Below are 23,052 nucleotides of genomic sequence, written 5' to 3'. Positions count from 1 at the left end.
CGCGGTCCTGGCGCGTGCGAATCGCAAGCGCGCGTCGCGCTGGACTGCGTGACTCATGCAAGCAGCGGCGAACTTCGAACAACAATAAGGAATCGACCAATGTACTCAATCAGTACGAAGCACGAGCGCCGTTTGCTATGGCTGCTCGCGCTGACGCAATTCACCGTCATCATGGACTTCATGGTCATGATGCCGCTCGGCCCGCAGATCATGCACGCGTTCAGCATCACGCCGGCGGCGTTCGCCACCGCCGTGTCGGCGTATTCGTGGTGCTCCGGGCTTTCCGGCCTGTTCGCGGCAACCTATATCGACCGCTTCAACCGGCGCCGTCTGCTGCTGACCGTGTATGCGCTGTTCGCGCTATCGAATCTCGCGTGCGCGCTGGCTGACAGCTTCGCGCTGCTGCTGGCCGCGCGCGCTTTCGCGGGCATCACGGGCGGCGTGTTGGGCTCGGTGATCATGGCGATCGTCAGCGACGTGATTCCGGTTGAGCGGCGCGGCGCCGCGACGGGCACCATCATGACCGCTTTCTCCCTCGCGGCGATCGCGGGCGTGCCGGCCGGCGTGATGCTGGGCGCACATTTCAGTTGGGCCGCGCCGTTCTTCCTGCTGGTGGCGCTGTCGCTCATCGTGTGGTTCGCGGGCCGGCAACTGGTGCCGTCGCTCGCCGAACATTTGAACCGCCGTCAGCCGGCGCTCGGCGAAGTGCTGCCTGATTTGTGGCGGCTCCTCAGCAACCCGCGGCATCTGAACGCCTTCGCGCTGACCTTCATGATGATGGTCGCGAACATGCTGGTGATTCCGTTCATTTCGCCGGTGCTGGTCGCCAACCACGGCGTCGCGCCCGCGCAGCTTTCGTGGCTGTACATGGCCGGCGGCGCGGCGACGTTCTTCACGTCGCGCCGGGTCGGCAGGCTTGCCGATCAGTTCGGCACGCGGCGGGTGTTTCGCATCGCAGTCGTGCTTTCGTTTCTGCCCGTGCTGCTCATGACGCATCTGCCCGACCTGCCGTTTTATGGGCTGCTGCTGCTGTTTCCGTTTTTCATGGTGCTCGTGTCATCGCGGATGGTGCCGATGCAGGCGCTGCTCACCACCGTGCCCGAACCCGCCCATCGAGGCGCGTTTCTCAGCGCGAACAGCGCGCTCCAGGCATTGGGCACGGGATGCGGGGCGTGGCTCGGCGGGCTCATGCTCGGCAGTTCGCCTGGCGGGCAGGTCATCGGATACGGGACCGCCGGATGGGCCGCGGTCGGCGTCGCGTCGTTGGGCGTGTTCTGGATTTCGCGCGTGCGAGGCGTGCAAGGTGATGCGCCGGCCTCGCCCGTGTTGACGTCCGATGCCGTCAGCGAGGCTTGAGCGGCGCCTCGCATTCCTACAAATAAAAAACTAACATTACGTTTATCTTTCAACCATAAAGGCAAGGCATGGCGCGAACAGCCTTGTCCGCCTCATGCCCTCGCCCGCTGGCCTTGCCTGCGGGCTTTTTTTATCGTGGACGCCGATCCGGCTGTGGTCCTTCATTTGTCTTTCATCTGGCGAATGACGTGGTGAAAACCCCAGCCATTCTTTCGCTTGACTTACTTGATATATCACATACTGTATGGGGTAGATCATCGCGCGATTGATCGGCGGGAGAAGAAGCCACTTTGGCGCCCGCAAACATGAGGCAGCCATGCCAAGGAGACAGTAATGGACACGGATCACCAGGGAGGGGCGTCGTCGTGGAGAGCGTCACCGTGGGTGCAACTCGTATTCGGCGTGATTTGCATGGCAATGATTGCCAACATGCAGTACGGCTGGACGTTGTTCGTCAACCCGATCAACGAGAAGTATCAGTGGGGCCGGGCCGCCATTCAGGTGGCATTCACGATCTTCGTGGTGACTGAAACGTGGCTCGTGCCGGTGGAAGGCTATCTCGTCGACAAGTACGGGCCACGTCCCGTGGTGGTCGCGGGCGGCCTGCTCTGCGGCGTGGCGTGGGCGCTGAACTCGGTGGCGTCGTCGCTGCCGGTGCTGTATATCGCGGCGGCCATAGGCGGCGTCGGCGCGGGCGCGGTGTACGGCACCTGCGTGGGCAATGCGCTGAAGTGGTTCCCCACGCGTCGCGGACTCGCTGCCGGCATCACCGCGGCGGGGTTCGGCGCGGGGTCGGCGGCCACCGTCGTGCCGATTGCCAGCATGATCAAGAGCAGCGGTTACGAAGCCACGTTCCTGTGGTTCGGCCTCGGTCAGGGGATCATCGTTTTCCTGCTCGGTCTCGCGCTGCTCGCGCCGCCGACCAAGCTGCTCGCGACGGCGAAAAGCACCGTGCAGCGCGTGGTCTACAATGCGACGCCACGCGAAGTGGTCAGCTCGCCGGTGTTCTGGGTCATGTACCTGATGTTCATCATGATGGCCGCGGGCGGCTTGATGGCGACCGCGCAGCTGGGACCGATCGCGAAAGACTTCGGTCTGCACGATTCGCCGGTTTCGCTGCTTGGCCTGACCTTGCCCGCACTGACCTTCGCGCTGACCATCGACCGCGTGCTGAACGGTCTGACGCGGCCATTCTTCGGCTGGATCTCGGATCGCATCGGCCGGGAAAATACGATGTTCATCGCGTTCGCGATCGAAGCGGTCGGCATTCTGGCGCTGTCGAAGTACGGCCACAGTCCGGTTGCGTTTGTCGTGCTGACCGGCATCGTGTTCTTTGCATGGGGCGAAATCTACAGCCTGTTCCCCGCGACCTGCGGCGACACGTACGGACCGAAGTACGCCGCCACCAACGCCGGCCTGTTGTACACGGCGAAGGGAACGGCGGCGCTTCTGGTGCCGTTCACGAGCGTCGTCACGGCGATGACGGGCAGTTGGCACGCGGTCTTCATGCTCGCCTCCGGCATGGCCGCGGTGGCCGCCCTGCTCGCGCTGTTCGTGCTGAAGCCGATGCGTCGCGCCTACGCCGAACGGCACGCCGCGCCGGTGCTCGATATGCCGTATAGCCCCGCGTCGCCCTTCGTCAGCGAGTCCGCGCGAATTTCGGCGGACGGCGGTTGATCGGCGCTTACCACGCTGACTCGGCTGTTCCGTCGGGTCGAGCGGATTGGCGCCGATGGTAAGCGCGAGAAGCGGGGCCGCCGTCGCCCCGCTCCTCGTGACGAAGTAGAACAGCACGACGCACAGCCGTTGAACGCGTAGGTGTGGCGAGCGCCATGAACGAACCACGGGGCGCTCGCCGACGCGTTGCATGTCGGGGCAAAACCCATGCTCTCTCGCCCCTGCCGCGCGCGCCTCTCTAGCTCCGCTCTCCGGTTCCCGCCTGCGTCACCTGCCAGCGCGGCGCGCGTTTCTCCAGGAACGCGTTCACCCCTTCGCGCTGATCCACACCGTCGAACAGATCGACAAAGCGCTCGCGCTCCACCGCCAACGCCGCCGCACGCGGCACGCCGTTGCGGGCCTGATGAATCAGCGTCTTGCTGAAGCCGACCGCTTGCGGACTCAGCGTCGCGACGCGCGCCGCCATCGTCAACGCGGCCTCGCGCGCGGCGCCCTTTTCCACCACTTCCTCGACCAGACCGATGCGCAACGCGGTGGCCGCGTCGACGCGCTCGCCGGTGAGAATCATCCGCTTGGCCCAGCCTTCGCCGACCAGCCACGGCAGCGTCTGCGTTCCGCAGCCGCACGGCAGCAGGCCGACTGCGGTTTCGGGCAAGGCCAGCAACGCATGCTGCTCGGCGATGCGGATATCGCAGGCCAGCGCGCATTCGAGGCCGCCGCCCATCGCGTAACCGTTGATCGCCGCGATCACCACGGGGCGCGCATTCTGCAACGCCTCGAACGCCGCGCCGAAACGCGTGGCCGCACTGCGCGCGACTTCGCGGTTGCCGTCGGCGAAGGTGTTCAGGTCGGCGCCCGCGCTGAAGAACTTCGGCCCATCTCCGGTGACGACGATGGCCCGCACTTGCGCCTCGCCGTTCAGACGCTCGACCGTTCGTTGCAACAGCAGCAAGCCCTCGGGCGTGAAAGCGTTCGCGGGCGGCCGCTTCAACGTGAGCAGCGCGACGGCGCCCTCGTGCGCGTAGTCGAGTTCGATCATCGCGCGTCTCCGTTCTTGCCGTCGCCAGCGTCGCCGCGATAAAGCTTGATGACGGCGGAAAAGTCGAGACGTCCCGCGCCTTTCGTGCTCATCGTCTGATAAAGCTGTTGAGCCAATGCGCCGAGATACAGCGGTTGACGCGCGGCTTTCGCGGCGTCGGTGGCAAGGCCCAGGTCCTTCAGCATCAGGTCGGTGCCGAAGCCACCGGTATAGCCGCGCGTGGACGGCGCGGTCTCGATCACGCCGGGCATCGGGTTATACGTGTCCGAACTCCAGCAACGCCCCGTCGACGTATTGATGATGCCGCCCAGCACTTTGGTGTCGATGCCGAGCGCCTCGCCCAGCGACATCGCTTCGGCCACGCCCGCCATCGTGATGCCGAGCACGAGGTTGTTGCAGATCTTCGCGACCTGGCCCGTGCCGGTGTCGCCGCAATGGACGATGTTCTTGCCCATCGCCGAAAGCACCGGCTTGACCGCTTCATAGGCGCTTGCGCTGCCGCCGACCATGAAGGTCAGCGTGCCCGCCGCCGCGCCGCCCGTGCCGCCCGAGACGGGCGCGTCGACGAAGGTGTTGCCGCGCTGCTTCGCGAGTTCGGCGAATGCCCTGACGCTGTGCGGGTCGATCGTGCTCGAATCGATGATCGTCACGCCCCTGGCGATGCCGGCGAACACGCCGTCGTCCGCGGTCAGCACGCTGCGCACGTGCGCGGCGGCCGGCAGCATCGTGATCACGCATTCCACGTCCGTCACCGCGTCTTTCGGCGAGCCGGCCGCCTTGGCGCCCGCGTCGACGAGTGCCTGCACGGCTTGCGCATTCAGGTCGAACACGTTGACCGCGTGACCCGCCTTGAGCAGGTTGAGCGCCATCGGCGCGCCCATGTTGCCGAGTCCGATAAAGCCTATTTTCATGATGCCGTCTCCTGTCCCATGCAAAGCAATGAACCCGAGCGATCAGCGCAGGCTGATGGTCGTGTTCACGCCGTCGTTGACCGTGTCGTCGTCGAACCAACGCGCTGTGACGGTCTTGGTCTGCGTATAGAACTGCACGACCTGTTTGCCGTAGGGACCGAGGTCGCCGAGCTTCGAACCGCGCGAGCCGGTAAAGCTGAAGAACGGCACCGGCACGGGAATCGGAATGTTGATGCCGACCTGGCCGACATCGATCTCGCTCTGAAACTTGCGCGCCGCCGCGCCGCTTTGCGTAAAGAGGCCGACGCCGTTGCCGAACGGATTGCGGTTGACGAGTTCGATTGCGTCGTCGAGCGTGGCGGCGTTCAGCACGAGCAGCACCGGCCCGAAAATTTCCGTGCGATAGATTTCCATTGCGGTCGTGACGCCGGTAAAAACCGTCGGGCCGATGAAATTGCCTTCCTCGTAGCCGGGCACCTTCACGCCGCGGCCGTCGAGCGCGAGCGTCGCGCCTTCGTTCACGCCCGCTTCGATCAGGCCGAGAATGCGCTGCTTCGCCGCGCGCGAGACCACCGGGCCGATGTCCGTATTCGGCTCGCTGCCCGCGTTGATCCTGAGCGCTTTCGCCCTGGCGATCAGATCGGGCAACCACTGCTGCGCCGCGCCGACCAGCACCACCACCGAGGTCGCCATGCAGCGCTGCCCCGCCGCGCCGAAGCCCGCGCCGGCCAGCGCATTCAAGGTTTGCTCGCGGTTCGCATCGGGCAGGACGACGGCGTGGTTCTTCGCGCCCATCATCGATTGCACGCGTTTGCCGTGTTCGCTGCCGAGGCGATAGACGTGCGTGCCGACCGCCGTCGAACCGACGAAGGAAATCGCCTTCACCGCTTCGTGCGTGCAGAGCGCGTCGACCACCTCCTTGCCGCCGTGCACGACGTTCAGCACGCCCTTCGGCACGCCCGCTGCGAGCGCGAGTTCAACCAGTTGCATCGTCGACAACGGGTCCTGCTCGGACGGCTTCAGCACGAAGGTATTGCCGCAGACGATCGCCATCGGGAACATCCACAGCGGGATCATCGCGGGGAAGTTGAACGGCGTGATGCCGACGCAGACGCCGAGCGGCTGACGCAACGTGTACGTATCCACGCCGCCCGCCACGTTCTCCGCGAATTCGCCCTGCTGCAAGCTGCCGATCGAGCACGCATGCTCGACCACTTCGAGACCGCGGAAGATATCGCCCTCGGCATCGGGAATCGTCTTGCCCTGCTCGGCGCTCAAGGTCCTGGCGATGCGCGGCATGTGCTCGCGAATCAGCGCCTGGTACTTCAGCATGATGCGCATGCGTGCGCCGATCGGCGTGTCCTTCCAGGTCTTGAACGCGGCATGCGCGGAGCGGATCGCTTCGTTCACTTCGTCGGCGGTGGCGAACGGCACGCGCGCCAGCACTTCTTGCGTGGCGGGATTGACGATGTCGCGCCATTCGATGGTTTTCGATTCGACGAACTCGCCGTTGATCAACAGCTTGACGGTGGCGATGGCGGTTGCGGCGGCATTGGCGGCAACCGCGCGCCCGGCGTTGTTCGAAGCAATTGCGCTCATGCTGGAACTCCTGTGCGATGGCCGCGCGGCGGCCGGACAGTGACTCGATGGAAATGAAAAATCAACGCAGATCCGGGAAGTCTTCTTCCCAGTACTCGCCTGGCAGGCGCGCGGGCTCGGCCTCGCGTTCCATTTCGCGGCGCCGCAATTCGACGCGGCGAATCTTGCCGGAAATGGTTTTCGGCAGTTCGCTGAATTGCAGTCGGCGAATCCGCTTGTATGGCGCGAGCTTTTCGCGCGAGAACGCGAACACGGCGCGCGCCAGTTCGGGCCCGGCTTCGTAGCCCTGGCGCACGGTGACGAACGCTTTGGGCACCGCCAGGCGCAGCGCGTCGGCGCTCGGCACCACCGCGGCTTCACCGATCGCCTCGTGTTCGATCAGCACGCTTTCGAGTTCGAACGGGCTCAGCCGGTAGTCGGACGATTTGAAGACGTCGTCGGCGCGGCCCACGTACACGTAATAACCGTCGTCGCGGCGCAGCGCCACATCGGAGGTGCGATAGAAGCCGTTGCGCATCGCTTGCGCGGTGGCGTTCGCGTTATTCGCGTAGCCCGTCATCAAACCCAGCGGACGCTCGGCCAGCGGCAACGCGATTTCGCCTTCGGTGACGGGTTGATCGTCGGCGTCGAGAAGTTCGATCCTGTAGCCCGGCAGCGGACGTCCCATCGACCCCGGCACGACTGGTTGCCCCGGCGAATTGCCGATCTGGCAGGTGGTTTCGGTCTGGCCGAAGCCGTCACGAATCGTGATGCCCCACGCGTGCCTGACCCGTTCGATGACCTCGGGATTCAACGGCTCGCCCGCGCCGACGATCTCGCGCAGCTTGACCGGATAGTCGGCGAGCGGCTCCTGAACGAGCATGCGCCATACAGTTGGCGGCGCGCACAGCGTGGTGACGTTGAAACGCACCAGCGCGTCGAGCGTATCTTTCGGCACGAAGCGCGCGAAGTTGAACACGAACACGCAAGCCTGCGCATTCCACGGCGCGAAGAAGCAGCTCCACGCGTGCTTGGCCCAGCCCGGCGAACTGATATTCCAATGGACGTCGTTCGGTTGCAGACCGATCCAGTACATCGTCGACAGATGCCCGACGGGATAGCTCTCGTGCGTATGCTCGACCAGCTTGGGCTTCGACGTGGTGCCCGAGGTGAAGTACAGCAGCATCGGATCGCTCGCCCGCGTGACGCCGTCGGGCGTGAATTGCGGCGATGCGTCATAGGCCGCGGCCAGATCGATCCAGCCGTCGCGCGGCGTGCCGACTGAAATGCGCGTGAGCGGCACGTCGAGCGCGTCGAATTTCGCCGACTCGGCGCTATCGACCACCGCGAAATTCGCGCCGCCGATCTGCACGCGGTCGCGCACGTCGTCGGCGGAAAGCTGGGTGGTGGCGGGCAGCACGATTGCGCCGAGCTTCATCGCCGCGAGCATCACGTCCCATAGCTCGACGCGGTTCGGCAGCATCAGCAGCAGACGATCGCCGCGCGCGACACCCACGCCGCGCAGAAAGTTCGCCATGCGCGCGGAACGCTCGGACATCTGCGCGTAGGACAATCGCAGACCGTCGCCGGTGGGATCGTCGACGATCCACAGCGCGGGGTTGTGGTTGTCGCGGGCGATTACGTCGAAGTAATCGAGCGCCCAGTTGAACTCGCCTAATGCGGGCCACGCGAATTCGCGGTATGCGCGGTCGTAGTCGGTTCGATGGCGCAATAGCAGATCGCGCGCGTCGAAAAAGGGTTGCGCCGTGGTCATCGTTGTCTCCTGTCGATCGGAGTTAGCGCTTCAGCGCTTACTCCGGTCCCATGCACCGCTGTCGACCGGAGTTAGCGCTTTAGCGCTTACTCAGGTCCCATGCAAAGCTGTCGATCGGAGTTAGCGCTTCAGCGCTTATGTCGATCCGGAGTTAGTGCTTCAGCACTTACTCCGGTCCCACGCAGCGCGCTCCGGTCCCATGAATATGGCGTTAGGTGGCGCGGTATGCGTCCGCTTCTACTTCGCCCCACACTCTCCATCCGCAGCCTATTCTGCTCTCAAACTCCGCCACGATCGCGCTAAACATGCCGCGCGATCACCATGCGCTGCACTTCGCTGGTCCCTTCGTAAATCTGCGTGATGCGGGCGTCGCGGTAGTGGCGCTCCACCGCGTAGTCCTCGAGATAGCCATAGCCGCCGTGAATCTGTATCGCGTTCGAGCAGACCTCCTCGGCCAGTTCCGACGCGAACAGCTTGGCCTGCGACGCCTCCGACAAACACGGCTTGCCCGCCGAGCGCAGCCGCGCCGCGTGATGCACGAGCAGCCGCGCGGCGTTCAGGCGCGTGGCCATGTCGGCGAGCATGTTGGCGATGGTCTGATGATCCTTCAGCGCCTTGCCGAACTGCACGCGCTCGCTCGCATAGCGGCGCGCGGCGTCGAACGCGGCCCGCGCGATGCCGACCGCCTGCGCGGCGATGCCGATGCGCCCGCCCTCCAGATTCGATAGCGCGATGCGCAAGCCTTCGCCCGGTTCGCCGAGCAGATTGGCTTCGGGCACGGCGCAATCGTCGAGGGAAATCGGACAGGTGTCGGAAGCGCGAATGCCGAGCTTGTGCTCCGGCTTGCCGACGTTGAAGCCCGGCGTATCGGTCGGCACGATGAAGGCGGACAGGCCGCGTTTGCCGCGATCGGGATCGGTGACGGCGAACACGATCGCGAGGTCCGCGCGCGCGCCGTTGGTCACGAACTGCTTGCTGCCGTTGAGCAGCCATTTGCCGTCCCGCAGCACGGCGCGCGTGCGCAGATTGTTCGCCTCGGACCCGGCTTGCGGCTCGGTCAAGCAGAACGCGCCGATGCACCGGCCGGTGGCGAGGTCTTGCAGATAGCGGTCTTTTTGCGCGTCGCTGCCGAAGTTGAGGATCGGCCCGCAGCCCACCGAGTTGTGCACGCTCATCAGCGTCGCGCAGGCGGCGCAACCGGCGGCGATCTCTTCGAGCGCGAGCGCATAAGCCACGTAGTCGGTGTACGAGCCGCCCCACTCGGCCGGCACGATCATGCCGAGAAAGCCGAGTTCGCCCATCTGCGTGACGACGTCGGCGGGCAATCGCGCGTCGCGGTCCCACTGCGCCGCGTGTGGCGCGAGGCGCTCGGTCGCGAAGTCGCGAGCGGCGTCGCGGATCATCCGTTGCTCGTCGGTGTAGAAGCTGTCCATGAGGCGCGTGTCCTGTCCTGTGCGGCCGATCGCGTTGCGTGCGGTCGGCTCAGGGCCAGTGTAGGGAAGCCGACAGGCGGGTTCGATGCTCAGCCCGCTCAATCTGGCTGAGCGCATTTGCCATGCTGGTACGATGCCACCAAGATTCGCGCCGTCTTTCAAGGGCTTCTCGAATCGCCACCAGCCAAACGTTGAGCGCATTTGCCAGATACGCATGAAACACCCAAAAAACGATAAAGGCACGATTTCGGTCAGCCTGGTAGAGGAAACCCTGGCACTGGCGCGCGCACGCGGTCTGGATACGCTGCCGCTCGCCGAAGCGGCCGGCATCGCGGCGCCGATGCTCGCATCGCCGAAAAGCCGCGTATCGTCGGCGCAATACGGCGCGCTGTGGGCCGGCATCGCGCGCGCGCTCGACGACGAATTCCTCGGCCAGGATTCACATCGCATGAAAAGCGGCAGCTTCATCGCGATGACGCAAACCGCGCTGACCGCCCGCAACGGCGCGCAAGCGCTCGCGCGCGCGGTCGGCTTCATGCGGCTGGTGCTGGACGACCTCGGCGTGCTGATCGAAACGGACGCCCAACGGGTGCGGCTGCGCTTCACGGAGCGCGAAGGCACGAAGCCGCCGACCATGTTCGCCTATGCAACGTGGTTCATCCTCGTCTACGGCCTGCTGTGCTGGCTGGTCGGGCGGCGCATTCCCTTGATCGAGGCGCGCTTTCGCTGCGCCGAGCCGCCCGCCGCGCACGAATACCGGCTCATGTTCTGCGATCACATGACGTTCGGCCAAGGCGAGTCGTATGTGGACCTCTCGCCCGCGTTTCTCGATCTGCCGGTGATCCAGACGGGCAAGTCGGTCAAACCGTTCCTGCGCGACGCGCCCGGCAGTTTTGTCGTCAAGTACCGCAATCCCGGCTCGCTCGCGGCGCGCGTGCGCAAGCTGCTGCGCGCGCTGCCGATGGCCGGCTGGCCCGCCGCCGACCAGATGGCCGCGCGCCTGCACGTCGCCGAGGCGACCATGCGGCGGCGTCTGAAGCAGGAAGGCTATACGTATCAATCGATCAAGGACGACTTGCGGCGCGACATCGCAATCGGCGAGTTGCAGGATACCGACCGCACCATTGCCGACATCGCCGCCGCGGTGGGTTTCGCGGAACCGAGCGCGTTCCATCGCGCGTTTCGCAAATGGACCGGCATGCGGCCGACCGATTACCGGTTGGCGCGCGCGGACCTCACGCGGCGCGCGGAATCGGACTAAGCTGTTAAAAGCAGGCCAGCCTTCTTCTGGAGGTATCGGCCCGCGCCGGTCGATCGGCCTCGAACATCCTCGATCAGTCTCGACAGACCCGGCGCGGCAGCCGTCAGCGATGAGCACGTATCCGCGTCTCCCGTTCCGGCAATCCGGTCCGCGTCCTTCGCTTATCCGTGGCGGAGCCGTGGGCCGCTTGATGCGCGGCATGACCGCGCTAGCCGCGCTTTTGGCCTTTGGCTTCGCGTCGTTCGAAAGCGCCGCGCCGCCGCTGCGGGCCGCGGCCGCGCCTCATGGCGTCGTGGTGATTCCGGTGAGCGGCGCGATCGGTCCGGCCAGCGCCGACTTCATCGTGCGCAGCCTGCAACGCGCCGCCGACGAGCACGCGCAACTCGCCGTGCTGCAACTCGATACGCCCGGCGGCCTGGATACGTCGATGCGGCAGATCATCAAGGCGATTCTCGGCTCGCCGGTGCCGGTCGCCACCTTCATCGCGCCGAGCGGCGCGCGCGCCGCGAGCGCCGGCACCTACATCGTTTATGCCAGCCACATCGCGGCGATGGCGCCGGGCACCAATCTCGGCGCGGCGACGCCGATCCAGGTAGGCATCGGCGGCACGGAGCCGCCGGGGGGCCGCGGCGCACCGGGCCTGCCCGGCATCGGGGGCGGCGACGGCGCGTCGAAACCCTCGGCGGCGGCCCCTGCCAGCGGCACCAGCGCCGCCAGCGCGGCCAGCGCCGCACTGCCGCTCGACACGCAGTCCACCGAACTGCGCAAGCAGGTCCACGACGCCGCCGCGTACATTCGCGGTCTCGCGCAAATGCGCGGGCGCAACGCCGACTGGGCCGAGCGCGCGGTGCGCGAAGCCGTGAGCCTGTCGGCCGCCGATGCGCTCGCGCAGCACGTGGTCGATCTCAACGCGCGCGACGTACCGGACCTGCTGCGCCAACTGAACGGCCGCACGCTCGTCACGAGCGCCGGCAACGTCACGCTCAGCACCGCCAACGCCGCCGTCGCGACGCTCGAAGCCGACTGGCGCAGCCACTTTCTCGCGGTCATCACCGATCCGAACGTCGCGCTGGTGCTGCTGATGCTCGGCATGTACGGGCTCTTCTTCGAATTCGCCAATCCGGGCTTCGTGCTGCCGGGTGTGGTCGGCGCGATCAGTCTGCTGCTCGGCCTCTTCGCGATGCAGATGCTGCCGGTCAACTACGTCGGCCTGGGCCTGATCTTTCTCGGCATCGCGTTCCTGATCGGCGAGGCATTTCTGCCGACCTTCGGCTCGCTCGGCTTCGGCGGCATCGTCGCGTTCGTGATCGGCGCGCTGATGCTGATCGACACCGACGTGCCCGGCTACGGCATCCCGCTGCCGATGATCGCGGCGGTCGCCGTGTTCAGCCTGCTGTTCGTGCTGGGCGTGTCGCGGCTCGCGTTGCACGCGCGGCGGCGGCCCGTGGTGAGCGGTTCGGAGGCGCTGATCGGCAATATCGGCGTGGTGCTCGACGAGGGTCTGCTGGCGGAGCCCGGCGCGACGCCCGGGACAGGCGGCACGCCGGCCGGTTGGGCGCGCGTGCATGGCGAGCGCTGGCGGGTGTCCAGCACGGCCCCGCTTGCGGCAGGGCAAATGGTGCGCGTCACCGCGCGGCGCGGACTGACGCTGACGGTCGAGCCCGTTGAAACGCTACAACAAGGAGAACGCTCATGATCGGTTTCACATTCGGCTTCAGCAGCATTCTGATTCTGCTGGCGGCCGCGCTGATTGCTTCGTCGATACGGATTTTTCGGGAGTATGAACGCGGCGTCGTGTTCATGCTCGGGCGCTTCTGGAAGGTCAAGGGGCCGGGGCTGGTGCTGATCATTCCGGTGGTGCAGCAGGTGGTGCGCATCGATCTGCGCACCGTCGTGTTCGACGTGCCGCCGCAGGACGTCATCACGCGCGACAACGTCTCGGTGAAGGTCAACGCGGTGGTGTATTTCCGCGTGGTCGATCCCGAGAAAGCGGTGATTCAGGTGGCGCGTTTCTTCGAGGCGACCAGCCAGTTGTCGCAGACCACGCTGCGCGCGGTGCTCGGCAAGCATGAACTCGACGAACTGCTCGCGGAGCGTGAGCAACTGAACACCGACATCCAGAAAGTGCTCGACGCCCAGACCGACGCGTGGGGCATCAAGGTGTCGATCGTCGAAATCAAGCACGTGGATATCAACGAAACGATGATCCGCGCAATTGCCCGCCAGGCGGAAGCCGAGCGTGAGCGGCGCGCCAAGGTGATTCACGCGCAAGGCGAGTTGCAGGCGTCGCAGCATCTGCTGGAGGCGGCGCAGACGCTGTCGCGGCAACCGCAGGCAATGCAGTTGCGCTATCTGCAAACGCTCACGACGATCGCCGCGGATAAGAATTCGACCATTGTGTTTCCGCTGCCGATCGATTTGTTGAGCGCGGTGATGGAGCGGTTTGGGAAGCCGCCGGCGTGATGCCGCGGCTTGCCTTCGAGTATGCGTTGCCGGGCTCCATGACAGCGACAGGCTACGAATCAAATCCGCCGTGGACATGGCGAACGTCTGCTCCGCCAACGCGTCTGTTGCTGTTCACGATCATCGATGAGTCGCCCGCTTCCGGGTAGGTGACAAGAGGTTCGCCGTCGAGACGGTCAACGGAAAAGATGTCCGGCACGCATCCCTCGTCCGCCTCTATGAGGACCGACACACCCTCGTCCATGCCGGCGAGTTCATATCCCAGCCCGCAGTTGCATCCTTCGGGTTTGAGGGCTGCGTTCGCATGACTGAATCGCTATTCGCATCGGCCAGGTGCGAACCCAACGCCTGAAAGTGCTCAGGGCGTAGGCACAAATTCCCCAACCCATCTTCCTGCACGACCTCGCAGCGACCTGCTCGATGAATTCCGAGCAAAAGCGATTTGTTGACAAATATGTCCAACATGTGTTCTTTTTCGCCCGTCATTTAATTTCGACCCATCAGGTGGCGTCGTTGCGACTAAGCTTTTGGGGACTCGTGGGGGAATGCAAGCAATGAACAAGATCGACCGTTACTTTGGCATTACGGAATCCGGCTCGGCCTTACGCACCGAAGTGCTCGCCGGCGTGACCACCTTCCTGACGATGGCCTACATCATCTTCGTCAATCCGGCCATTCTCGGCGACGCCGGCATGCCGAAAGACTCGGTGTTCGTCGCGACCTGCCTCGTGGCCGCGCTCGCCTCGCTGATCATGGGTCTCTACGCGAATTACCCGATCGCGCTCGCGCCCGGCATGGGCCTGAACGCGTACTTCGCGTACACCGTCGTCAAGGGCATGGGCTTTACGTGGCAGGCCGCGCTCGGCGCGGTGTTCATTTCCGGCTGCCTGTTTCTGGTCGTCACGCTGTTTCGCGTGCGCGAAGCGATCGTCACCGGCATTCCGCATTCGATACGCATAGCGATCACCGGCGGCATCGGCCTGTTCCTCGCGATCATTTCGCTGAAGACGGCGGGCGTCGTGGTGGGCAACCCGGCCACGCTCGTCACGCTCGGCGATCTGCACAACCCGCACGTGATTCTCGCGACGGTCGGCTTCTTCGCGATCGTCGCGCTCGACTATCTGCGGGTGCGCGGCGCGATCCTGATCGGCATTGTGGGCGTGACAGTGCTGAGTTTTTTCTTCGGCGGCAACGCGTTCCACGGCATCGTCTCCACGCCGCCGTCCATTTCGCCGACGCTGTTCCAGCTCGACATACGCGCCGCGCTCTCCACCGGCGTGCTGAACGTGATCCTGGTGTTCTTCCTTGTCGAACTGTTCGACGCGACCGGCACGCTGATGGGGGTCGCCAACCGCGCGGGGCTGCTCGTGGAAGGCAAGATGCACCGGCTGAACCGCGCGCTGCTCGCGGACAGCACGGCGATTCTGGCTGGCTCGATGCTGGGCACGTCTTCGACCACGGCGTACATCGAAAGCGCGTCGGGCGTGCAAGCGGGCGGCCGCACGGGTGTGACCGCGATCACCGTCGCCGTGCTGTTTCTCGCGGCGTTGTTTTTCGCGCCGCTGGCGAGCGTGGTGCCCGGCTACGCGACCGCACCGGCGTTGCTGTACGTGTCGTGCCTGATGTTGCGGGAAATGCTCGACCTGCCGTGGGACGACGCCACCGAAGTCGTGCCGGCCGCGCTGACTGCGCTGTTGATGCCGTTCACCTATTCGATCGCCAACGGCGTCGCGTTCGGATTCATTTCCTACGCCGGACTGAAACTGCTGACGGGCCAGGCACGCAAGGTAAAGCTGGTGGTGTGGATCATCGCGGCGATTTTTCTGTTCCGCTATTTTTATCTCGGCAGCGAATAAGCGCGCGGTCGGCGAGCGCCGCACGCGCCAACGCCACATCACGAAAGCTGATGACGTGCCGCGCGCCTCGCCATGCCATCAAATCACTGGCGCCTCGCCGAACCAACGGCGAACGCAACGACGCGCCAAGCTCCAGCGCCGAGGCGAAGCGGAGAACCCGCGTCACAAAGCGAAGCCCTGGGTTTTAAGCAGACCGTTCCGGCAAGCACGCAGTGCGAGACGGGAAGCACGACTGCCTTGTCACGAGCGTGGAGTGTGCGAGAGCACCGATTCCAGCGCCGCGCCGAGGCGAAGCGGAGAACCCGCGTCACAAAGCGAAGCCCTGGGTTTTAAGCAGACCGTTCCGGCAAGCACGCAGTGCGAGACGGGAAGCACGACTGCCTTGTCAGAAGCGCGGAGTGTGCGAGAGCACCGATTCCAGCGCCGCGCCGAAGCGGAAAACCCGCGTCACAAAGCGAAGCCCTGGGTTTTAAGCAGACCGTTCCGGCGAGCACGCAGTGCGAGGCGGGAAGCATGACTGCCTTGTCACGCGCGCGGAGTGTGCGAGAACACGGATTCCAGATGCACCACTACGCCCTCCAAGCCAGGAGACCCGCTTAAGAATTAGCGGTGTGAGCCGCTTTCTTTGCCTACTTTCTTTGCGGCGGCAAAGGAAAACATACTACTCTCTGAGTCGGATTGATCCGGTTTGAATGCAAAAAATCCTTTATTTACAAAGGTTTGCTATAATTTATCCGATTCAATTCAGTTCAATCCGGTTCAGGCCAGTGCAGTATCAACTGGGGGTAGAACCGGGGGTAGAGCACTGGACCGGAGAATACTGCATGCGCGCCATCCACCGCCTGACGGTAGCCACCGTCAGAAAGCTTATCAGCAGCCCGCCTGAGCGGACAAAATATGTCCCGGACGGCGGCGGTCTGCAACTCCAGATCACGCCGGCAGGCACGACCTCATGGGTCTACTGCTACCAGTTGCACAACCGCAGCCACTCGATGGGTCTGGGCCGTTTCCCTGACGTGTCGCTGGCCGACGCCCGCGCGAAGGCTGCCGAAGCCGCCCGCCTCAAGGCTGCCGGTATCGATCCGCTCGGACAGAAGCGGCACGCCCGCAGGACCGCCGCGCTCGAAGCCGCAAAGCGGCTCGCGTTCGCCGAGGCAGCCGAGCAGTTCATCAAACTGCGTGAGCCAGCCTGGAGCGCATCGAACGCCGAAGCGTGGCGCTCGACGCTCACGCGATACGCCACACCCATTATCGGCAGGCTCGACGTATCCGAGATCGACACCGGCCATCTCCTGAAGGTCATCGAGCCGGTCTGGACGAAGCACAACGCCACCGCCGTGCAGTTACGCGCGCGCATCGAAAACATTCTCGACTGGGCGACCTCGAAAGGAAGCCGCAGCGGCGAGAATCCGGCGCGCTTCACCGGGCATCTCGAAAACCTGCTGCCGAAAGTGCAGGAGAAAACCCAAAACCGTCCGGCGCTCGACTACCGCGAGATTCATGGCTTCATGAAGGCGCTGCGCGCTGAAGCGGGCAATGTTGCACGGGCGATGGAGTACGTCGTCCTGACCGGCGCGCGCTCGTCGGAGGCAACCGGCGCGACGTGGCGCGAGATCGATCTGGATGGCCGTGTGTGGCACGTCCCTGCTGAGCGGATGAAAAAGCGCATCGCGCACGACGTGCCGCTGAGCGATCAGGCGCTGGCGCTACTCGAAGCGCTACCGGGCGAACACCGGCCTGATGACCGGCTGTTCCCATCGGTCAGGGGCGGGCAGATTTGCGATCCGCTTTTGAGCGGGCTCTTGCGCAAACTCGGCTACCCGCTCGGTGCAGTCACGACGCACGGCTTCAGAAGCACGCTGCGCACGTGGTTGAGTGAGCGCACGCCCGCGCCGTCTGCCGTCGCCGAAGCCTGTATTGCACACGACAAGCGCGACAAGGTGCAGCAGGCTTACGAGCGCACGCGGTTTTTCGAGCAGCGTGTGCCGCTGATGACGTTGTGGGCCGACTTCATCGACTCGCCGTTCGTACAGGATGCGACCGTGCTGCCGATCAGGGCCGCGTAGTTCGCCGCGCCACCCTGCATCCGAATCGGCCCGCATCGTGCGGGCAATCAACGAGGCCCCGAAAATGGATGAACCTGGACTGGAAGTGTGGAGAATTGCGGATACGCTGTCGCTGGCGTCAGCCGCAGCACTCATGTGCGGCGAATCACCAGCCCGGATAGCCCCACCCGGAGAATCAGGCATCGACCGCTATCATTTGCGGCGCAGCGAGGCACCGGATGCGGAACGCCGGGATGATGGCCCAGAAAAATTCGAGGCGAGGCTGGAAGCGCTCACGCTTGCCGCCGAGCGAGGAACGCTGAAGGCGGAAAAGCTGTACTTCGGGAAATGCATCCATGTTCGCTACGACGGAACCGAGTCTGTGGAACACTGGGAACCGGTCGGCACTATCGATCCGGGAGCAACCACCGTGGATGTCGATGATCTGAAGACATGGCTGACCAGCCGGGGGATTACGTCGGGCTTCTTCTTTCCGGTCGCGACCGGGACACCCGACATGCCCGGCTATCTCGACCCGAACCATCCGCGCCATTCCTACAAGCTGGCCGCCGGGATATACGCGTGGGAAGCCGTAACAGACCCCGGCCCATTAAGCCCGAAACAGGCACTGGACAAGTGGCTGCGTGAGCACGCGGCAAAGTTCGGGCTGGCAGACGGGGGCGGCAATCCTGTCAAACAGACGATTGAAGATATCAGCAAGGTCGTCAACTGGAGTCCGGGAGGCGGCGTGCCGAAGGCACCCGGACCGTAACCCACCCACCCCCGGACCGAACCTACCCACCCACTAAAACCCGCACCGGCACTGGCTTCTGTGCTGGTGCGTACACCAACCTGACCCGCCCCGCGCGAAAACCTACCCACCCCCCTTGGTTTTTTCGGAGTGGGTTTTCTGAACCTACCCATCTATTCGGGCGCGTTCTTCGCGTATTAAATCCGTATCGCCCCTGTGTTTTTCGACAAACATCGGCGCGATATCAGGGCAATGCCGCTCGTATCGCGCCAGCAGTATGGAGCGATACCGTCATGCCGCTACACACCACTTCCCCCGAAGACGCTGGTCAGGATCAGCCGGTCAAGCGCGGCCCCGGACGCCCGCGCAAACAGCGCCCTGCATCACCGGAATCCACGCCTGCCGATACCGGTCCGCGCGTCACCGACCGTTTCGGCGTTTCGCGCATGGTTGGCAAATCCCATTCGACCATCAAGCGGCTGGAGCAAAACGACCCGGACTGGCCGAAACCTTTCGCCCTTGGCTGCGGCCACGCCTGCAACTATCTGATTAGTGACATCGAGGCGTTCCTGCTCAAAAAGGCCGCCGCCGCGCAGGCCGCCAGCGTCGCCTCCACACAAACGGCTACGCCGCGCGGTCCTGAAAATCTGCGCCCCGGCAACAAGGCGCGCCACCCTGAAAAGAAGCAGACCAAGACCGTTACCGAACCGGCGTAACCGCCATGTCAATCGATCTCGCCGCGAGATTCGCGGCATTGGCCGATTCGATCGAGATGCGTCGCGAAGGATTGATCGGCGCGACGCAGTATGGCGACAGCCAGTTCGAAATCGCTTCGCGGGGCCTTTCTTCCGAAGACGTGCGCATCGCCCGCCAGGCGTTCATCAAGGCATTCGAGCAGCGCATCGTGCGGCAATGGCCTGACGATCATCGAGCGGCAGTCGCGCGTCAGAGACTTCAAACGTGGGCGGTGTGTGATGAGTCGTAAATTCCTGAAATTCTCCGAGTTGCGGCGCGATCCTCTGCTGCAATCGCGCGTCGCGATGGACCCGGAACTGATCGCGGACTACCGGGACGCGATCCTGCGCGGCGACCGGATGCCGCATGTTTCGGTCGTTTTTGACGGGGTGTACTTCTTCTTGACCGATGGCTGGCATCGCTGCCTTGCGCTCGAAGCGGCGGGCAAGTGCGAGGTCGAAGCTGATGTTGTCAGTGGCACATACCGCGATGCGCAACTGGCATCGTTTGCCGCGAACAGCAGGAACGGCGCGCGCCGCAGCAATGCCGACAAGCGGCTGGCTGTCCAGAGGCTACTGGACGACCCGGAGTGGGCGCAGTGGAGCAACGAGGCGATCGCGAAGGCCTGCGTGGTCTCGGCGCATACGGTCGCCGAGGTCCGGCACTCTATCTCTGCATTTGCAGAGATACCGGCGACCCGCACCGTCGAGCGCAACGGCACGATTTACCAGCAGGACACCACGAAGATCGGCAAAGCGCAGACCACCCGCGTCGCTGCGATCAAGCAACCTGCTGCCCCGGTAGTGGCAGCTTCGGTGTGGCCGTTTCCAATTGTGCCGGTTGATCCGGCTGCAAATCCGGACGCGCCTGTTTCGACGGACGTGAACCCGGAAGGCGACGAGCAGGCCGACGCGCCAGAAGTGCACGCGCCCGCTGAACCGGAAGTTGCCGCACCGGCTGTCGATCAGGAAGTTGCTGCCGCAGAGAACGGCTTCGATGCGGTTATCGAACCGAGCGACAAGAGTGCGTTACGTGACGAGTTGACAAGGCAGAAGCGCGAAATCGCCCAACTCAAGGCCGAGTTACTCACCCTCAAAGAATTTCGCGACGAGGTCGGGCATGTCGTTGCGGATGCCCGCACGCTTAAATCAATGCGCGACAGGCTCCGTACTCTGCTCAACCGGCTCCCGCTCGTGAACAGGTCGGCAGCGTCCGCCGATGACCAGTCGATACGCGATGCACTCGAACGGCGCGGTCAGATGCGGCTGGATGAACAGGGAGTCGCGCTTCACGGGCGCGTTCGCCGAATGCTGCTGTCGCTGGCGGCAGAGACAAAAGAAAAGGCCGCAGGAGGCATTACGGCCTTTGCACCGAGGACCGAGGACCGAGACGTTAGCTGGCTAAGCAAAACACACGGGTGGGGCAATTCGAATTCTACACGTCGAATCGCCCTGCACACAGATGCGGAGAGTAATTCGATGTTTCCCGCAACGATCATTCCCTTCCCGCCCCGCACTCGTGATGAGCGCGACCGCGCTGCCCCGGTCCCCGCAACGGCCCACCTGTCATTTTCTGGAGACCGCTGATGGCGATCAAGGTTAGCAAACTCGTGTGGGAGCACTACGAACCCGCCGATAGCGCATTGATCGTGCTGTTGTGGATGGCCGATCACTGCGACGACTCTGGCGGCCATCTCTTTCCGTCGATGCGCACCCTTGCGCATGACTGTTGCATGTCGGAAAAGCAGGTGCGCCGTCACGTCCATTCACTGATTCGTGACGGCTACCTTGGGGTAGTCGGCAACGAAGCCGGTGGCGCGCCGGGCACCACGCGCCAATATCACTTGCGCCTTGAACGGTTGAAACGCGACGCCCCTGCCAGCCCTCCATCGACGCCACCACAATCGATCAGGAGGACCCATGGCCGGTGACTGGATCAAGATGCGCGCCGACCTTCATACGCATCCAAAGGTTGTCCGCATTTTGTCCGCATTGAATGCGGTCAAACATGCGCACACTGTGTCCGACGCGTTGCGCGTAGTCGGCGCATTGCACGCAGTCTGGTGCGTGTTCGATACGCACTCAGACGACGGATATTTGCACGGATACATGCCTGAAACGATGGACGCGGTTATCGGCTGGCCCGGTTTTACGCAAGCCATGATCGATGTCGGATGGGCAGCCGTGGACGGCGAAACCCTTGTCATGCCTGGGTTTTCCGAGCACAACGGGCAGTCCGCGAAACGCCGGGCGCAGGAAACCAGACGGAAACAGGATGCCCGCAGCGATGTCCGCAATCTGTCCGCACCCGATGCGGACAAAAAGCGGTCCAGAGAAGAGAAGAGAAGAAGTAAACCCCCTATACCCCCCGTTGGGGGGATCGCCTCCTGTGCTGATGCTGCTATCGCAGCAACCAAAACCAACAACTCGCGCCGCGCGAAGACCGCCATCGCACTGACGACGTTTCTGGAAAACTGCCGCTCAAGCGGTGAGAAGCCGATCCCTGAAGGCGACTCGATTTTCGACTACGCCGCGAAGGCAGGCATCCCGAACGACATCCTGCTGATGCACTGGCAGGAGTTCAAGGCACGCTACTGCGAAGAAGGCGCGAAGCACCAGAAGGACTGGCGCGCCGTGTACCGGAACTCGGTGCGCGGCAACTGGTACAAGCTCTGGCGGATGGACGGGAACGGTGCCTGTACGCTCACGACCGTGGGTGAGCAGGCGAAGCGCGCGCACATGAAGGAGTCGGCATGAACGCCCCCGATCATGACGACCGGACGCGCGAGGTTCCGCACAGCATCGAGATGGAACAGTCGGTGCTGGGCGCGCTGCTGCTCGACAACGCTGCCATCGACCGGGTCGGCGATCTGCACGCCGGGCACTTCTATCGCGCCGAACACCGCACCCTCTTCGAAACCATCTTGAAGCTGATCGCGGGGAACCGCACGGCGGATATGCTGACCGTGTTCGAACGCCTGCAAGCCAGCGGGAAGGCCGGGCAGGTTGGCGGTCTTGCCTATCTCAATGCGCTCGCGCAGAACACGCCGGGCAGCGCGAACATCACGCGCTATGCCGGGATCGTGATCGACCGCTGGACGCTGCGCGGCCTTCTCGCGGCTGCCGACGAGGTGCGCGCGCTCGTGTTCGAGCGCAGGGGCCGCGACGTTTCGGAAATTGTGAGCGAGGCGCAGGCGAAGTTCGAACCGCTCGCCGAATCGCGCGCTGGCGGCCCGAAATTTATTGGCGAGCACCTGCCGCCGGTCGTCGAAGAAATCGATGAGCAGTCGCGCGGCGTGCTGCCGAACGTGATTGCTACCGGCGTTCGCGATCTGGACCGGAAGCTCGACGGCGGCATGAACGCGGGCGAACTGATCGTCATGGCCAAGCGCCCATCGATGGGCAAGACCGCACTCGCCATCGGCATTGGCGCTAACGTGGCGCGTAAGGTCGGCACGGTGCTGGTATTCTCGCTGGAAATGCCGGGCAGACAACTGACCCAGCGCAGCCTTGCGCGTGAAGGCCGCATCGCCATGCCGCACATCAAGAACGGCGCGCTGATGACGAAGACGGACTTTGAAAATCTGACGAAGGCCACCGAAGGTCTGGCGGCTCTGCCGATGCTGATCGATGAAAGCGCCGCACTCTCGGTGGCCGAGATTACGAGCCGCAGCCGCGCCGTGAAGCGCCAGCACGGACTGAGTCTGGTCATCGTTGACTACATCGGTTTGATGACCGGCGGCGACGGCGAAAACCGCACGCAGCAGGTCGGCTCGTTCTCGCGGGGGCTGAAGGGGCTGGCGAAGCGCCTCGACGTACCCGTCATCGCATTGTCGCAACTGAACCGTGGCGTGGAAAACCGGACCGACAAGCGTCCGATCATGGCGGACCTGCGCGAGTCGGGCGACATCGAACAGGACGCCGACCTGATCCTGATGCTGTACCGCGACGAAGTGTATTACCCCGATTCGCCGGATCGCGGCACGGCGGAAATCATCGTCGCAAAACAGCGTAACGGCGAAGTCGGCATGACGCGCCTTGCGTACATTGGCGCGCACACGATGTTTGCGGACCTCGCGCCCGGCTACCTGCCGGTGCCGCGCAACAAGCCGCAGCAGTCTTCAAGAGGTTTCGACGAATAGCGGAGGAATTTCATGAGCACGAGCACCGTCGT

General features: G+C 64.2%; 19 protein-coding genes. 14 read left to right on the top strand and 5 right to left on the bottom strand.

From position 1 onward, the window contains the following. Positions 1-99: 99 nt before the first annotated feature. Both CUJ90_RS28360 and oxlT read left to right on the top strand, forming a co-directional pair. Positions 100-1,356 (top strand): MFS transporter, encoded by a 1,257-nt coding sequence (locus CUJ90_RS28360; protein WP_114164346.1) that lies wholly within the window; start codon positions 100-102, stop codon positions 1,354-1,356. 333 nt (positions 1,357-1,689) lie between these two features. Beyond that, entirely contained in the window at positions 1,690-3,033 is a 1,344-nt protein-coding gene (oxlT, locus tag CUJ90_RS28355) for an oxalate/formate MFS antiporter (RefSeq protein ID WP_114164345.1), read from the top strand. 238 nt (positions 3,034-3,271) lie between these two features. Here oxlT and CUJ90_RS28350 read toward each other — a convergent pair whose 3' ends face one another. The 5 genes from CUJ90_RS28350 to CUJ90_RS28330 all read right to left on the bottom strand — a co-directional run bounded on the left by CUJ90_RS28350 (position 3,272) and on the right by CUJ90_RS28330 (position 9,768). Further along, positions 3,272-4,072 carry an enoyl-CoA hydratase gene (locus CUJ90_RS28350; RefSeq protein ID WP_114164344.1) on the bottom strand — a complete coding sequence of 267 codons (801 nt, stop codon included), beginning with the start codon at positions 4,070-4,072 and terminating at the stop codon, positions 3,272-3,274. Next, entirely contained in the window at positions 4,069-4,983 is a 915-nt protein-coding gene (mmsB, locus tag CUJ90_RS28345) for a 3-hydroxyisobutyrate dehydrogenase (protein ID WP_114164343.1), read from the bottom strand. Before mmsB ends, CUJ90_RS28350 begins: the two co-directional genes overlap by 4 nt. 42 nt (positions 4,984-5,025) lie before the next feature. Further along, on the bottom strand, positions 5,026-6,582 hold the full coding sequence (locus CUJ90_RS28340) for a CoA-acylating methylmalonate-semialdehyde dehydrogenase (RefSeq protein ID WP_073429272.1): 1,557 nt from the start codon (positions 6,580-6,582) through the stop codon (positions 5,026-5,028). Positions 6,583-6,643: 61 nt separating this feature from the next. Then, a complete protein-coding gene (locus tag CUJ90_RS28335; protein WP_073429273.1) occupies positions 6,644-8,335 on the bottom strand; it encodes an AMP-binding protein in 1,692 nt (563 codons plus the stop codon). A 299-nt stretch (positions 8,336-8,634) separates the two neighbouring features. After that, positions 8,635-9,768: an acyl-CoA dehydrogenase family protein gene (locus CUJ90_RS28330; RefSeq protein WP_073429274.1), complete on the bottom strand. Its 1,134-nt coding sequence runs from the start codon at positions 9,766-9,768 to the stop codon at positions 8,635-8,637. 85 nt (positions 9,769-9,853) lie between these two features. Here CUJ90_RS28330 and CUJ90_RS28325 point away from each other — a divergent pair, with 85 nt between their 5' ends. The 12 genes from CUJ90_RS28325 (at position 9,854) to dnaB (ending at position 23,020) form a co-directional block, all read left to right on the top strand. Next, positions 9,854-11,029 (top strand): AraC family transcriptional regulator, encoded by a 1,176-nt coding sequence (locus tag CUJ90_RS28325; protein WP_422879712.1) that lies wholly within the window; start codon positions 9,854-9,856, stop codon positions 11,027-11,029. A gap of 109 nt (positions 11,030-11,138) precedes the next feature. Next, entirely contained in the window at positions 11,139-12,725 is a 1,587-nt protein-coding gene (locus CUJ90_RS28320; RefSeq protein WP_073429276.1) for an NfeD family protein, read from the top strand. Next, entirely contained in the window at positions 12,722-13,492 is a 771-nt protein-coding gene (locus CUJ90_RS28315; protein WP_073429277.1) for a slipin family protein, read from the top strand. Before CUJ90_RS28320 ends, CUJ90_RS28315 begins: the two co-directional genes overlap by 4 nt. 554 nt (positions 13,493-14,046) lie before the next feature. Further along, the gene (locus CUJ90_RS28305) at positions 14,047-15,348 is read left to right on the top strand and encodes an NCS2 family permease (protein WP_073429279.1); all 1,302 of its coding nucleotides are present in this window, start codon (positions 14,047-14,049) and stop codon (positions 15,346-15,348) included. A 692-nt stretch (positions 15,349-16,040) separates the two neighbouring features. Beyond that, complete coding sequence (locus tag CUJ90_RS28300) at positions 16,041-17,414, top strand: tyrosine-type recombinase/integrase (RefSeq protein ID WP_114164342.1); 1,374 nt, start codon at positions 16,041-16,043, stop codon at positions 17,412-17,414. Between the two features lie 64 nt (positions 17,415-17,478). Continuing rightward, entirely contained in the window at positions 17,479-18,165 is a 687-nt protein-coding gene (locus CUJ90_RS28295; protein WP_114164341.1) for a hypothetical protein, read from the top strand. A 272-nt stretch (positions 18,166-18,437) separates the two neighbouring features. Continuing rightward, positions 18,438-18,860 (top strand): hypothetical protein, encoded by a 423-nt coding sequence (locus tag CUJ90_RS28290; RefSeq protein WP_114164340.1) that lies wholly within the window; start codon positions 18,438-18,440, stop codon positions 18,858-18,860. 5 nt (positions 18,861-18,865) lie between these two features. Next, a complete protein-coding gene (locus CUJ90_RS28285) occupies positions 18,866-19,129 on the top strand; it encodes a hypothetical protein (protein ID WP_114164339.1) in 264 nt (87 codons plus the stop codon). Then, positions 19,119-20,465 carry a hypothetical protein gene (locus tag CUJ90_RS28280; RefSeq protein ID WP_152035387.1) on the top strand — a complete coding sequence of 449 codons (1,347 nt, stop codon included), beginning with the start codon at positions 19,119-19,121 and terminating at the stop codon, positions 20,463-20,465. Before CUJ90_RS28285 ends, CUJ90_RS28280 begins: the two co-directional genes overlap by 11 nt. Next, the gene (locus CUJ90_RS28275) at positions 20,465-20,809 is read left to right on the top strand and encodes a helix-turn-helix domain-containing protein (RefSeq protein ID WP_114164337.1); all 345 of its coding nucleotides are present in this window, start codon (positions 20,465-20,467) and stop codon (positions 20,807-20,809) included. The genes CUJ90_RS28280 and CUJ90_RS28275 overlap by 1 nt, the downstream gene beginning before the upstream one ends. Further along, complete coding sequence (locus CUJ90_RS33445) at positions 20,799-21,635, top strand: hypothetical protein (protein ID WP_244220052.1); 837 nt, start codon at positions 20,799-20,801, stop codon at positions 21,633-21,635. The genes CUJ90_RS28275 and CUJ90_RS33445 overlap by 11 nt, the downstream gene beginning before the upstream one ends. Continuing rightward, positions 21,632-23,020 (top strand): replicative DNA helicase, encoded by a 1,389-nt coding sequence (dnaB, locus tag CUJ90_RS28265; RefSeq protein ID WP_114164336.1) that lies wholly within the window; start codon positions 21,632-21,634, stop codon positions 23,018-23,020. The genes CUJ90_RS33445 and dnaB overlap by 4 nt, the downstream gene beginning before the upstream one ends. Positions 23,021-23,052 lie beyond the last annotated feature (32 nt).

The organism is Paraburkholderia terricola, from assembly GCF_003330825.1.
Classification (GTDB): Bacteria; Pseudomonadota; Gammaproteobacteria; order Burkholderiales; family Burkholderiaceae; genus Paraburkholderia; species Paraburkholderia terricola.
The sequence above is the reverse complement of the archived record's forward strand: the minus strand, read 5'-3'. Positions and strand labels throughout refer to the sequence as shown.